This window comes from Sphingobium quisquiliarum P25, assembly GCF_000445065.1.
GTDB classification, from domain to species: Bacteria; Pseudomonadota; Alphaproteobacteria; order Sphingomonadales; family Sphingomonadaceae; genus Sphingobium; species Sphingobium quisquiliarum.
In genome coordinates, this window is record NZ_ATHO01000055.1 from 91,314 (window position 1) to 104,201 (window position 12,888).

Sequence of the window (12,888 nt, forward strand, 5' to 3'; positions counted from 1 at the left end):
GCCCGCGATTGTCAATCGGGCTTTCACAAAGGCGAAAACGTCATCTTGCTGCCACGATCTAAGCGCAATTCCTGGTTAGGAGCGCATGCATGACTGTGCATGACCCGATCTTTGCGAGCGCTCCGGTGAATCGTAAGGCGATCCCCGACGATGCCGCGATGCTGCGCGCCGCCGCAGACCTGACGCGCGAATATTCGGTGGCGAATCCGGCGATCTATTGGCCGGACATGCTGGCTTCGGCACTGCTGGGATATGCCGCGCTGGCTACTGCCATCATGGTGGACAGCGTTCCCCTGGCCCTGTTGAGCGGGTTGGTGGCGATGCTGGCGCTCTACCGCGCGGCCAGCTTCATTCACGAGCTGACCCATATCCGCAAGGGCGCGCTGCCAGGCTTCCGGCTGGGCTGGAATCTGCTGGTGGGCATTCCGCTGATGATTCCCTCCTTCCTCTATGAAGGGGTGCATACGCAGCATCATGCGCGCACCCGCTATGGCACGGCGGACGACCCGGAATATCTGCCGCTGGCTTTGATGAAGCCGTGGTCATTGCCGCTGTTCATCATCGTAGCCTCGCTCGCGCCCATCGGCCTGATCCTGCGTTTTGCCGTTTTGACCCCGCTGGGCCTCGTTCTGCCATCGTTGCGGCGGTTGGTGCGGGAGAAATATTCGGCGCTGTCGATCAATCCCGCCTATCGCCGCCGCGCGCCGGAAGGCGAGTTCCGCCGGCAATGGCTCTGGCAGGAAGCGGGCGCTTGCCTGTTCGCGATCGCGCTGGTGACCAGCCCGGCGGTTCTCGGATGGAAGCCGCTGCTCGTCTATATGGCCGTGCATTCAGGCATGACCGTCATCAACCAGCTGCGCACCCTTGTCGCGCATCTGTGGGAAAATGAAGGCGAGGCGATGACAGTGACAGCCCAATATCTCGACTCCGTCAACGTTCCGCCTCCATCGCCCTTCGCCGCCCTCTGGGCTCCGGTAGGGCTGCGCTATCACGCGCTCCATCATCTGCTGCCCAGCGTGCCCTATCATGCCTTGGGCAAGGCGCATGCCCGGCTGATTGCGACGCTGGGCACGGAATCACCTTATCATCGGGGCAATTATGCCGGCATGTGGCCGCTGGTGGGGAAGATCGCGCGCAGCACGATGGTGAAGCGCTAAGGCAGGATGCGGCGCGCCCCTGGCCTGGGGCAGGCGCTCATTCCTCAGTGCGGAACAGGACGGTTTCACCCAGCAGCAGGAACAGGAAGAAGGGCGCCCAGGCGGCAAGGAAGGGCGGGTAAGCGCCAAGATTGCCCATGGCGAGCGAGAAATTATCCGCCACGAAATAGGCAAAGCCAAGCGCCATTCCCATGACCGCGCGGACAAACAGCTGGCCGGAACGCGCGAGTCCGAAGGCAGCGACCGATCCCAAAATCGGCATCAGCAGTGCCGACAACGGCCCCGACACCTTGTGCCACAGACTTCCTTCCAGTTCCGCCGTTGGCCTGCCTGCATCGCGCAGGTCCGTAATGGCGTCGCGCAATTCGCTGAAAGTCATGGCATCGGGATCGACCTTGGCCAGCGTGAACTGATCCGGCCGTATGTCGCGCCCGAAGCGGACGGTGCCGACCTGCCGTTCGGTGCCGCGTGCGACGTCGAACTGGCGCGCGTCCTCCAGCACCCAGCTTTTCGTCGCGGCGTCATAATGGCCCCTGGGAGCCTGGATGATGGTGACGAGGCTGTTGTTCACGCGGTTGAAGATCTCGACCTTCCGCAACTGAACGGCGGTGCCGCGCCCCGCGACGATGGCGGCCGTCACCAGATTGTTGCCCTCCCGCACCCAGGGACTGGTTTTTATCCCGCTGTCGCGCGGCAGGGGTCCATAATCTACCGCCTGCCACGCGCTGAGCCGGGCAGTGGAGCGCGCCACGATCCTTTCATTGAAGGCGAAGCTGATGAGCGCCACAACCAGCGCCGATGCGATCAGCGGCGCCAATATCTGATGCGCTGACAGGCCAGCCGCCTTCATCGAGATGATCTCGCTATTCTGGTTGAGGCTTGCGAGCATGATCAGCGTGCCGAGCAGCACTGAGAAGGGCAGGAACCGGGCAATGATCTGCGGCATGCGCAGGCCTACATAATGCCACAGTTGCGCGTCGCCATTGCCCGCATATGCGAGGATATCACCGGATTCGCCCAGCAGGTCGAGCGTCTGAAGAACGACAACGAGCAGCGCCAGCACCGCGAATGTGCGGGTGAAGAACAGGCGCGCCATGTACCAGCTAAGCTGGCGGGAGGGGAAAAAGTCGAACTGCATGATGTCAGCTTATCCCTTCCGCTGCGAGATCGGGCTTTTTGCGCCGTCGCCCCAGGCGCAGCAGCTTGCCCACCTGCTTGCCAAGCTTGGCGAAGGCATATTCCAGCGCGCCGATCGGCTGTCCGCCAGGGCGATGGGCAACGACATGATACATCCACAGGATCAGGGCAGCGGTGGCCAGGAACGGCGTCCATAAAGCTATGATCGGATCGATCCGGCCAAGAGCGCCGATGCTCTGCCCATATTCGTTGATCTTGTGATAGGTGACGATGAAGACGATCGACAGGAACACGCCCAGCGCCGAGGTCGATCGCTTGGGCGGAATCGCGAAGGCGAGCGCTGCGAGCGGCAGCAGAAGCATCATCGCCACTTCCACCATGCGGAAGTGAAAATTGGCGCGTATCTCGTTGCGCAGCTTGGGCTTGACCGAAGGATCGCGGCCCATGACCGCCAGTTCGATGATCGTCTTCTCCCGGTCGACATTGCGTCCCCGGAACCGCTCGATCTGCGGCAGGTCGATGGGAAGGTCGTGGCTGGAGAAAGACAATATGCGCGGCGATTTATATTTGGGCGCGTCGTTCACCAGCACGCCGTCGCGCAGGCGGAAGATGATGGTGTCGGGATCGTCGGTGGCAAGGAAGCTGCCTTGCGCAGCCGTGACGGCGACGGTCTGCCCATCCTTCCCCACGGCGCGCACGAATATGCCTTGCAAATTGCGCCCGCCCTCCAGGCTGCGCTCGATTCGCAAGGTCATCCGCTTGCCCAGACTCGTGAACTCGCCGACCTTGATCGATGCGCCAAGCGCGCCTGAACGCAGTTCGAAACGCAGTGCTTCATAGGCATGGCGGGATAGCGGCTGGACGAAGCCGACGATGCCGAAATTGAGCAATGCCAGCGCGATTGCATACATATAGGGCACGCGCAGCAGGCGGCCGTAAGACAGGCCCACCGCACGCATCACATCCAGTTCGGAAGAGAGGGCCAGCTTGCGGAAGGCGAGCAGAATGCCCAGCATCAGCCCGATCGGGATACCCAGCGACAGATATTCGGGCATCATATTGGCCAGCATCCGCCATACGACGCTGACCGGCCCACCCTCTGCCGCCACGAAGTCGAAAAGACTGAGCATCTTGTCGAGTACGAGCAGCATCGCGGAGATCACCAGCGTGCCGAGCATGGGCAGGGCGATCAGCCGGGCCAGATATCGATCAATGGCGGTCAGCATTCTCTATGTGGTCGTCCCATCACCATGATTTGGCCGCAAACCCACCCCATAGCGGAATCACGGAAAGAAGTTTGCGGGGCGAACAGGGGCTCGCCGTCCGGTTCATTGGGCGGCTATAGCTTCACGGAGTTGGATGGTCATGTTCAAAGTTTCGGTGGGTCTCTTGCCGGTGGCGCTGCTCACCGCCACCCCCGCAATGGCCCATGGACAGGAAATCAGCAACGACCTCGACCGCTGCGGCGCTTCGGCCACGGGGCCGGCGGTGCTGGTGGACGTCCGGGGATTCGCTGCGCCAACGGGCAAGGTGCGTCTGCAAACCTACCCCGCCACCAAAAGCGCCTGGCTGGCAAAGGGCGCCTGGCTGAACCGCATCGACACGGCAGTGCGGCCCAGCAATGGGGCCATGCGCTTCTGCATGCCGGTGCCTGAGCCCGGCCGCTACGCCATTGCCGTCCGCCATGACCGCAACGGCAATGGCAAGACGGAGATTTCGCGCGACGGCGGCGGCTTTTCCAACAATCCGTCCATCAGCATCTTCAACCTGGGCAAGCCTTCGGTCGAGAAGGCCGCGATTCAGGTTGGTCCGGGTGTGACGCGGATCACCATCAACCTTCAATATATGTGATCCCAGATGGTCCACGTCGCGCTCCTGTCCAATCCCAAATCCACGGGCAACCGGCAGAGCCTGCCGCGCGTGCGCAGTTACTGCGCCAGCAATCCCGACATCTTCCATTATGAGGTGGAGCATGTCGACCAGATCGGCCGGGCGTTGCAGACCATCGCGCGCGTCGATCCGGTGGTCATCGTCATCAATGGCGGGGACGGCACTGTTCAGGCCGCGCTGACCGAACTATATCAGGGTGAGCATTTCAAGGGCCGGGTGCCGCCGATCGCCGTGCTGCCCAATGGCAAGACCAACCTGATCGCGCTCGATCTCGGCATCCACGGCGATCCTATCAAAGCGCTGGAAAGGATCGTTCAGATCGCCAAGGCGGGCGTTGACGACCATGTCGTTGCGCGAGAATTGATCGCTCTTTCGGATGGCGGTGCCGATACGCGGCCGGTGCTGGGCATGTTTCTGGGCGGGGCAGGCCTTGCCGATTACATGCTCTATTGCCGCAACCGCATCTATCCGTTGGGACTGTCCAATGGCCTTAGCCATTTCCTGACGGTGCTAGCAGTGCTGGCGTCGCTAATCTTCGGGATCAAGGCGCACTTCCTGCCGCAATCCAGCCATCCGGTGCGCATTTCTCTGATCCGTGACGGTCAACTTGCGGGGCGATTCGCGGTACTGATCGTAACGACGCTGGAACGGCTGCTGCTGGGCGTGCAGCCGGGCGACAGCCGGCGCGGCAATATGAAGCTGATGGCTGTCGATCAGAGCCTTTCCGCCTTGCTGCGCCTGGCCTGGGCCAGCGTGACCCGCCGGGTGGGCAAGGCGAAGATGCAGGGCATCCACCTTGAGCAGGGCGATATCATCCGTATCGAGGGCGAGCATAGTAGCGTCATCCTGGACGGCGAGCTGTTCGAAGCGTCGGAAGGCAAGCCCATCGTGCTGCGCTCCACCGAGCCTGTGCCATTTCTCCGGCTCGCTGCTTAACCCCGTTCAGAAGGGGAGGGGGACCGCCTGAGGTAGTGGAAGGGAACATGGGCAACGCCGGTTCCTTCTCCCTCATTCCTTCCGTTTAAGCGCTTCCGCCAACGAAACCGTCGCGCTGCCGCGCCGGGCGGGCTTCGCCTGGCTTGGATGCGGTTTCCAGCCGCTAAGGTACAGGATCGCCATCTGCTCGGCCGTGCGCCCATCGGGATCGGCAGCGGCCGCAAACTGCCCGGCCGCCCCGATCAACGCTTCGCGCCGCAAGGCAGGCGGCCGCGAGGTCAGGACATTGCCTGCCCCCATGCCGCGCAGATCCTGCATCAGCCGCACTATGTCGCCATAGCGCACGGAGATCGTTTCGCTGTCTGCGACCGGCATGGCGAAACCGGCGCGGCTGAGCAGATCCCCAGCGGCGCGCACATCGACCTGGGGGTGGATATGCTGTCCGGGGCGGTCGCCTTCCCCCGCCATCAAGGCGGCGCGCAGGCGGGGCAGGGTGCCAGCGCCGGTGAATGCCGCCAGCATCAGACCGTCCGGCCGCAGGACGCGGCGTATCAGGATCAACGCGCCGGGGAGATCATTGACGCTGTCGAGTGTTCCACAGGCGACCACCAGATCGAAACTATCGTCGGCGAAGGGCAGGGCATCTTCATCCACCTGTACGCCGCCCTGCCGCCTTGCCGCCGCAAAGCCAGGATCGGCGCAGACGACTCGCTTGCCCATGGCTTCCAGAGCGGTCCGGCCGCTGTCGTCCGGGCATCCAATCAGCAGCACTTCGGAGAAATCGCGCTTCACATCCGCAAGCCTGTCGAGCAGTTCGTCCAGCATCGTGCGATAGAGAAAGTCATGACCGGCGAACCGGCCCATCATCCGGTCCCGCCGTTTGGCTCTCAAGGCGCGGTCGAAGATGTCGGGCTGGGTCATGGCGGGCCTTGTGCATCGGCGGAGGAGCGGGAACAAGGGAGATCATGCCGCTCCTCAGCTTTCTCAAGGCCGTGTCACGTCCGGTGATCGACTACGCTCTGCCGCCGCGATGCCCCGGATGCGGGATCATCGTGGATGCGGAGGACGCCTTTTGCCTGCGCTGCTGGAGCGGGATGCAATTTCTGAGCGACCCCTGCTGCGCCCGGTGCGGCCTGCCGTTCGATTATGACATGGGGGAGGACAGCGCATGCGGATCATGTCTTGCCGATCCGCCGCCGTTCGACACTGCGCGGGCGGTGCTGGCCTATGGCGATGTCGCGCGAAGGGTGGCGCTGCGGCTCAAATATGGGCGGCGGATCGGCCTCGCCCGGTTGATCGCGCGGCAGATGGCGCGGCACGTCGGGATCAGCGATCCGCCGCCGCTGGTGGTGCCGGTGCCGCTACACCGCTGGCGGCTATGGTGGCGGGGCTTCAACCAATCCGCGCTGATCGCCGATCATCTGGGCAAGCTGCTGGGGCTGGATGTCGACAAGCATGGCTTGCAGCGTATCCGGGCGACGAAACCGCTGCGCGCCATGGACCCCAAACGCCGGGCCAAGGCCGTGCGGGGCGCCTTCGCTCTCGCAGGAAACCATCGGTTCAAAGGGCGGGCAGTGATTCTGATCGACGATGTGCATACGAGCGGGGCCACCGCTGCCGCCTGCGCCCGCGTGCTGAAACGCGGCGGCGCGTCCAGCGTTCATTTGCTGTGCTGGGCGCGCGCCTTGCCCGGCCGCGACGAGGCGGCCGATTGACAAAGGCGCGCCCAGCCACAATTTGAACTGGCAAGGAGTATCGGGACCCATGGCGAAAGTCGAAATCTATACCAAGGCGTGGTGCGGCTATTGCGCGCGAGCCAAGGCGCTGCTCCAGGGGAAGGGCGTCGACTTCGAGGAATATGACATCACCATGGGCGGACCCAAACGCACCGAGATGCTGGAGCGCGCCAATGGCGGAACGACGGTGCCGCAGATCTTCATCGACGGGCGGCACATCGGCGGCAGCGACGACATGGCGGCGCTGGACCGGCAGGGAAAGCTCGACCCGCTGCTGGGCGTATAAAACCGATGCGCGCCGCGATCTTCCAGATGACGAGCGGGGTCGATCCCGCCGCAAATGCCGCAGCGATGACGGACATGATCGCGCGCGCTGCGGGGGAGGGTGCGGACATTCTCTTCACGCCGGAAATGGCGGGCTATCTGGATCGCGACCGGCAGCGTGCTGCGGCAACCCTGCGGTCCGAAGCGGATGATCCTGTCTTGCCCCGGGTACAGGAGGCCGCAGCGAAGCATGGCCTGTGGGTCCATGTCGGATCGCTGCCATTGAAAGATGAACGGGAAGACGGCCGCTGGGCCAACCGGAGCTTCATGATCGACGCGGCGGGCGAAATCCGCGCGCGCTATGACAAGATCCATTTGTTCGACGTCGATCTGGCGACTGGCGAAAGCTGGCGGGAATCCTCCGTCTATGGACCGGGCGATCGCGTGGTGGCTGTGAATACGCCATGGGGACGCATGGGCATGTCGATCTGTTATGACATGCGTTTCCCCGACCTTTACCGGGCGCTTACCGATGCGGGAGCGTCCGTGCTGCTGATGCCCGCCGCCTTCACGGTGCCTACCGGACAGGCCCATTGGCATGTCCTGCTGCGCGCCCGTGCTATTGAAGCGGGCTGTTTCGTCATCGCGGCGGCACAGACCGGCCGGCATGCGGACGGGCGGGAGACCTATGGCCACAGCCTGATCGTGGATCCGTGGGGTGACGTGCTGCTGGACATGGGGTCTGACGCAGGCTTGGGTCTTGCCGAAATCGACCTTGCCCGCATAGAGGAGGTTCGCGCGCGCGTGCCCGCGCTCGCCAACCGGCGGGTCATAGCCCAGGACGTGATAATATCGTGATCGTTTTCGATTTGAAGTGCAGCGCTCAGGATCATGTGTTCGAGGCCTGGTTCGGGTCGAGCGCCGATTATGAGGATCAGGCGGCGCGGGGCTTGCTCACCTGTCCCATGTGCGGCGACACGCAGGTGGCCAAGGCACTGATGGCTCCTGCCGTTGCGCCCAAGGGAAACAGCCGCGCCGCCGCCGTGCGCCAGCCTGAAAGTGACGCTGCGCCTGTGGCGGTGACGGGCGATGAAGCGCGGATGCGGGAATTGATGGCGAGCCTCGCTCAGGCGCAGGCGAAGGTATTGGAAGGCTCCACCTGGGTTGGACGCGGCTTTGCCGAACAGGCGCGCGCGATGCACTATGGCGAACAGGACCGCGCCAGCATCCACGGCGAAGTCGCTCCCGACGAAGCCCGCGCCCTGATCGCCGAGGGCGTGGAGGTGGCCGCGCTGCCTTTTCCCGTCATCCCGCCCGAAGCGAAGAATTGACCCCGCGCCTCCCGCAGAATAGAGCCGTCATCGGGCACCCGTAGCTCAGCAGGATAGAGCATCAGATTCCTAATCTGAGGGCCATGGGTTCGAATCCCGTCGGGTGCACCACACACATCATCCTTTACCGGCTGCTTCTTCAGCCAAGGACCACATAAGCGGCGCCCAGGGCTGCGCAGGTCCCCAGCACCGGTAGCACGCCAGCCTTGAAGCGGAACACTGCGACCAGTGCCGCGGCGGAGAGCAGGGACGCTGGAATGTTGATCGAGGCCAAAAGCGGGACGTCGATCGTCCCCAAAGCGGTGGGCAGCTGCTGCACTCTTCGGAAAAGCGTGTGGATGGCGAACCACAGGGCGAGGTTGAGGATGACGCCGACGACTGCGGCCGTGATGGCTGTGAGTGCGGAGGACAGCGCCTTGTTGCCCCGCAGCCTTTCGATGAAGGGAGCGCCCGCGAAGATCCAGAGGAAGCAGGGAACGAAGGTGACCCATGTGGTGAGGATCGCGCCGCATGTGGCGGCCGCCAGCGGGGAAAGAGGCCCCGCGTCGCGGAAGGCGGCGAGGAAACCGACAAATTGCGTGACCATGATCAGCGGTCCGGGCGTGGTTTCGGCCATTCCCAGGCCGTCGAGCATCTCACCAGGCTTGAGCCAGCCGAAGGTGCCAACCGCTTCCTGCGCGACATAGGCCAGCACGGCATAAGCGCCGCCGAAGGTCACCACCGCCATCTGGCTGAAGAAGCTGGCGATCCGGGTGAATATGTCATCCGGCCCCAGGACGAGGAACAGCGCCAGCACCGGGCCAAGCCACAGGGCCAGAAGGATGGAGCATATCTTGAGCGACCATCGCAGGTTCGGCTGCGCATGCGCGGGGAGCATTTCGCCCAGCGCCGTGTCGCGGTCATGGATGACGTTGCTGGCTGACGGACCATGGCCGCCGCCGCCCTTGAACTGGGCGGCTCCGCTGCGGCCGCCGATATAGCCGGCGAGGCCTGCCGCCAGGATGATCAGCGGAAAGGGCGCGTCGAGGAAGAAGATGGCGACGAACGCCGCCGCGGCGATGCCACGCATGACATTGTTCTTGAGCGCCCGCGATCCGACGCGGACCACCGCTTGCACCACCACCGCCAGCACCGCCGCCTTCAAACCGAAAAACAGCCCTTCGATCAGCGGGACATGGCCGAGAAGGACATAGAGATAGCTGAGCGCCAATATGGCGAGGAAGCCCGGCAGAACGAAGAGGGTGCCCGCGATCAGGCCGCCCTTCGTCTTGTGAAGCAGCCAGCCGATATAGATGGCGAGCTGCTGCGCTTCCGGTCCGGGCAGCAGCATGCAATAGTTGAGAGCGTGGAGGAAACGCTCCTCGCCGATCCATCTTTTTTCCTCGACCAGGATGCGGTGCATGACGGCGATCTGTCCGGCGGGGCCGCCGAAGCTGAGCGCGGCGATACGTGCCCAGACGCGTGTTGCTTCGCCGAGCGGGATGCCGTGTTCTCCTGCCGCGATGGAGCCGGAGGCGATGGGGGATGCGGTGGCGTTCATCGGTCCGCCTTTCTGTTGCTGAAATAGGCGTGGAACTGGTTGAGCGCTTCGCTGGCCATGGCGATGCGCTGGAGATCGTCGTCGGTGGAGGCGCAGACGCCGGAGAGCATGGCGCCGACGCCAGCGGTTTCGGGGCGGGAAAATTTGTCGTCGGCAATGTCTAAATCATGAATGATCTCGCTAATTGCGCGCAGTGCGGGATCGGCGTCCAGGCCTGCGCGGAGCAGGATTGTTTCGAAGCTGCAACGATCTGCTTCATGGGTGAATTCCGCGTCCGCCATGTCGAAGCGCAACTCGCCGTCCGCCGGATCATAATGGCGGCTGTCGACGAACTTGAAGCGGGCGTCCGGGTCGATGAAGCGCCGGATCAGCCAGGCGCAGGCGATGCGGTCGACATGGACGCCGCTGCGCGTGACCCATGTCCGTCCGGTAAGGTCGGCGGCCGGGGGCGTGCTGGCCGGTTCGGAGCGGCTGACATCGGGATGCTGGTAGCGCTGGCGGTCGAGTTCCGCGAGGGCCGCTTCGGCATCCTGCCTGCCATGAGCGCCGAAAAAGTCGAGGCGTCCCACCTCTTCCAAGCGCTTTTGCAGGCGCGCGATGTCAGCGCCGCTGGCGGGGCCGGTTTCCAGCAGCCGCCGCGCCGATTGCGCGATCTCGTCATAATCGGCGTCACGCGCGGTATCGAACAACAGCCGCACATCCTGATCCGACTGCCCGGCGAGAAGACGCGCTTCGATCAGGGTTGCTTCGCCACCATTTTCGGCGATTTCGCCGAGAAGGCCGAGGAGGGCCGCCTCGGCCTGCGGCGAAGAGGGCAGGACATGGACGGCGTTTTTCAGCGGCACCGCGCCGATGGATTGCAGCCGCCGCCAGATCTTCACGCGAAGATAAGGGGGCTTGGCGGGCAATTGGTGCAGCAGAGCGAGCCAGGGGCTGGTTTCGGCTTGGGTCATGATGCATATGTATCAACATATATGATTCGTTGAAACAGGAATATCCATGCCACATGCCGCTCGCTTCGCCGTCATGGCCAGCCTCCTGTCCGCCGTGCTGGGCGTGACGCCCGTCGCGGCGCAGGATGAGGGCTTCAGCTTGAGCGGCAGCGTCCGCCTGCGCTTCGAAGAGATAGAGGGGCAGGCGCGGGCGGGCTTTGACGGGGAGGACAGCCTGTTCAACATCCGGTCGCAATTGCTGGGCGAATACCGGTCAGGCGCGTTCCGCATTGGCGCTGAACTGTTCGACAGCCGCGTCTATGGCGCCGATCCGGGCACGCCGGTTTCCACCAATGAGGTCAATGCGTTCGAACTGGTGCAGGCTTATATCGGAGCGCGGATAGACGATCCGGTGGGCAGGGGGAGCAGACTGGACCTGACGGCGGGGCGGATGACGCTGAACCTTGGATCGCGGCGTCTGGTCGCTGCGGATGATTATCGCAACACGACCAACGGCTATACGGGCCTGCGAGCCGATCTGAGCGCGCCGCATGGGGTGAAAGCGGTCTTCATCTATACGCTGCCGCAGCTTCGGCGGCCTGACGACGCGGAAGGCGTCAGGAACAAGCGGGTGAAGGTGGATCGGGAGAGTTTCGATCAGGTCCTGTGGGGCGGCATCGTCAGCAAGGCGAAGATCATCGGCCCGGCCACGGCGGAACTGACCTATTTTCACCTGGGCGAGCGCGATGGGCCGGGCAGGCCGACGCGCGACCGGTCGCTCGACACGTTCGGCGGGCGGATCATCCGCGAGCCGGAGACAGGCCGCTTCGATTATGAGGTCGAGGCATTCTACCAGACGGGCAGCATCAGCGCCTCGCTGGCGGCGGGGGCCGCGCGGCAAGAGGTGAGCGCGAATTTCGTGCATGCCGATGCGGGCTACAGCTTTCCCGGCGCATGGAAGGCGCGCCTGTCGGTCGAGTTCGACCGGGCGAGCGGCGACAGGGCAGGCGGGCGCTATGGCCGGTTCGACACGCTGTTCGGCATGCGCAGGGCGGATTTGGCCCCCGCTGGCCTCTATAATGCCATTGCGCGCACCAATATCGTAACGCCGGGCCTTCGCATCGAGGCGGCGCCCGGAAAGCGGTGGGACTGGTTCGCGGTCTATCGCGCCCTGTGGCTTGCGTCGCGGACGGACGCCTTTTCGGCCACCGGCGTGCGCGACAGTTCGGGCCGGTCGGGCAGCTTTGCCGGACATCAGCTGGAGGGCAGGGTGCGATACTGGATCATTCCGGCGCGGCTGCGTTTCGAATTTGACGGGGTGCTGCTCGCCAAGGGGCGGTTCCTGCGGGACGCACCGAATGCGCCCGGTGGAAAGTGGACGCGTTATAGCTCGTTCAATGTGACGGCGAGTTTTTAAGCCTTGGATTCCTTGCGGAGAGAGGCCTCGGGCGAAGCGCTCAGGCGGGGCTTAGACAGGCTCAGCCCGAACGGTGACGGGGCAGCGCGGACTGCCCGTTGATCATCGTACCTGCCAGCGATAATCCTCTTCCCTGACTTCGGTCACGGCATAGCCGTCGGGGTCGCGGGCGGGGCGGAAGCGATAGCGTTCCATGATGACGCGACAGGTCATGTCGTCTACCTCGGCATAGCCGCTCTTTTCGATGATCTCGCATTTATCGACGCGGCCTGACGCGCCGATGCTGTAGCGCACGCCGATTTTCAGGCGCACCTTGCCGCGCAGCCAGTCGGGGAAGTCCGAGTTGCGGAAGCGTCCGCCGGTCTGCCGGGCGGGCGAGAATGTGCCGCCGTCGCCATTGCCGGACCCGCTGCCACGGCCTGCGCCGCTGCCGCCCGATCCGCTTCCATTGCCGGTGCCATTGTCTCCGGCCGGTCCGTTGCCGCTTCCCGTCGCGGCCGGGACGCCAGCGGCGGGAAGGACCGGCGCTGGCACGAGGATGACCGGAG

At 64.1% G+C, this 12,888-nt stretch carries 14 protein-coding genes and 1 tRNA gene; 9 read left to right on the top strand and 6 right to left on the bottom strand.

Going from position 1 to position 12,888, the window contains the following annotated elements; translation table 11 throughout:
* The first annotated feature begins 89 nt into the window (after positions 1-89).
* The gene (locus tag L288_RS28770; RefSeq protein WP_021237639.1) at positions 90-1,157 is read left to right on the top strand and encodes a fatty acid desaturase family protein; all 1,068 of its coding nucleotides are present in this window, start codon (positions 90-92) and stop codon (positions 1,155-1,157) included.
* A gap of 37 nt (positions 1,158-1,194) precedes the next feature.
* Here the strand turns inward: L288_RS28770 and lptG are convergent, their stop codons facing one another.
* Positions 1,195-2,295, bottom strand: coding sequence for an LPS export ABC transporter permease LptG (gene lptG / locus L288_RS28775; protein WP_021237640.1), 1,101 nt, complete (start codon positions 2,293-2,295; stop codon positions 1,195-1,197).
* Positions 2,296-2,299: 4 nt separating this feature from the next.
* Positions 2,300-3,520 (bottom strand): LPS export ABC transporter permease LptF, encoded by a 1,221-nt coding sequence (lptF, locus tag L288_RS28780; protein ID WP_021237641.1) that lies wholly within the window; start codon positions 3,518-3,520, stop codon positions 2,300-2,302.
* A 133-nt stretch (positions 3,521-3,653) separates the two neighbouring features.
* Between lptF and L288_RS28785 the strand changes: the two genes are divergently transcribed.
* Both L288_RS28785 and L288_RS28790 read left to right on the top strand, forming a co-directional pair.
* Entirely contained in the window at positions 3,654-4,145 is a 492-nt protein-coding gene (locus L288_RS28785; RefSeq protein WP_021237642.1) for a DUF2141 domain-containing protein, read from the top strand.
* Between the two features lie 6 nt (positions 4,146-4,151).
* Positions 4,152-5,120, top strand: coding sequence for a diacylglycerol/lipid kinase family protein (locus tag L288_RS28790; protein ID WP_021237643.1), 969 nt, complete (start codon positions 4,152-4,154; stop codon positions 5,118-5,120).
* Between the two features lie 72 nt (positions 5,121-5,192).
* Here L288_RS28790 and L288_RS28795 read toward each other — a convergent pair whose 3' ends face one another.
* Positions 5,193-6,041, bottom strand: a complete 849-nt coding sequence (locus L288_RS28795; RefSeq protein WP_021237644.1) for a methyltransferase domain-containing protein — start codon at positions 6,039-6,041, stop codon at positions 5,193-5,195.
* 44 nt (positions 6,042-6,085) lie between these two features.
* On the opposite strand from L288_RS28795, the gene L288_RS28800 reads away from it, so the two are divergent.
* The 5 genes from L288_RS28800 (at position 6,086) to L288_RS28820 (ending at position 8,562) form a co-directional block, all read left to right on the top strand.
* Entirely contained in the window at positions 6,086-6,835 is a 750-nt protein-coding gene (locus L288_RS28800) for a double zinc ribbon domain-containing protein (RefSeq protein WP_021237645.1), read from the top strand.
* 49 nt (positions 6,836-6,884) lie between these two features.
* Positions 6,885-7,142, top strand: coding sequence for a glutaredoxin 3 (gene grxC / locus L288_RS28805; RefSeq protein WP_021237646.1), 258 nt, complete (start codon positions 6,885-6,887; stop codon positions 7,140-7,142).
* Positions 7,143-7,147: 5 nt separating this feature from the next.
* Positions 7,148-7,978, top strand: coding sequence for a carbon-nitrogen hydrolase family protein (locus tag L288_RS28810; RefSeq protein ID WP_021237647.1), 831 nt, complete (start codon positions 7,148-7,150; stop codon positions 7,976-7,978).
* Complete coding sequence (locus tag L288_RS28815) at positions 7,975-8,451, top strand: DUF1178 family protein (RefSeq protein WP_021237648.1); 477 nt, start codon at positions 7,975-7,977, stop codon at positions 8,449-8,451. Before L288_RS28810 ends, L288_RS28815 begins: the two co-directional genes overlap by 4 nt.
* A 34-nt stretch (positions 8,452-8,485) precedes the next feature.
* Positions 8,486-8,562 (top strand) — tRNA-Arg (locus L288_RS28820).
* Between the two features lie 28 nt (positions 8,563-8,590).
* On the opposite strand, the gene chrA is transcribed toward L288_RS28820, so the two are convergent.
* Both chrA and L288_RS28830 read right to left on the bottom strand, forming a co-directional pair.
* On the bottom strand, positions 8,591-9,991 hold the full coding sequence (chrA, locus tag L288_RS28825; RefSeq protein ID WP_021237649.1) for a chromate efflux transporter: 1,401 nt from the start codon (positions 9,989-9,991) through the stop codon (positions 8,591-8,593).
* Entirely contained in the window at positions 9,988-10,944 is a 957-nt protein-coding gene (locus L288_RS28830) for a chromate resistance protein ChrB domain-containing protein (RefSeq protein WP_021237650.1), read from the bottom strand. Before L288_RS28830 ends, chrA begins: the two co-directional genes overlap by 4 nt.
* A 46-nt stretch (positions 10,945-10,990) precedes the next feature.
* On the opposite strand from L288_RS28830, the gene L288_RS28835 reads away from it, so the two are divergent.
* Positions 10,991-12,340 (top strand): alginate export family protein, encoded by a 1,350-nt coding sequence (locus L288_RS28835; RefSeq protein WP_021237651.1) that lies wholly within the window; start codon positions 10,991-10,993, stop codon positions 12,338-12,340.
* A 102-nt stretch (positions 12,341-12,442) separates the two neighbouring features.
* Here L288_RS28835 and L288_RS28840 read toward each other — a convergent pair.
* Positions 12,443-12,888, bottom strand: a 446-nt coding sequence (locus tag L288_RS28840) for an energy transducer TonB (RefSeq protein ID WP_021237652.1), incomplete at its 5' end; no start/stop codon positions are given.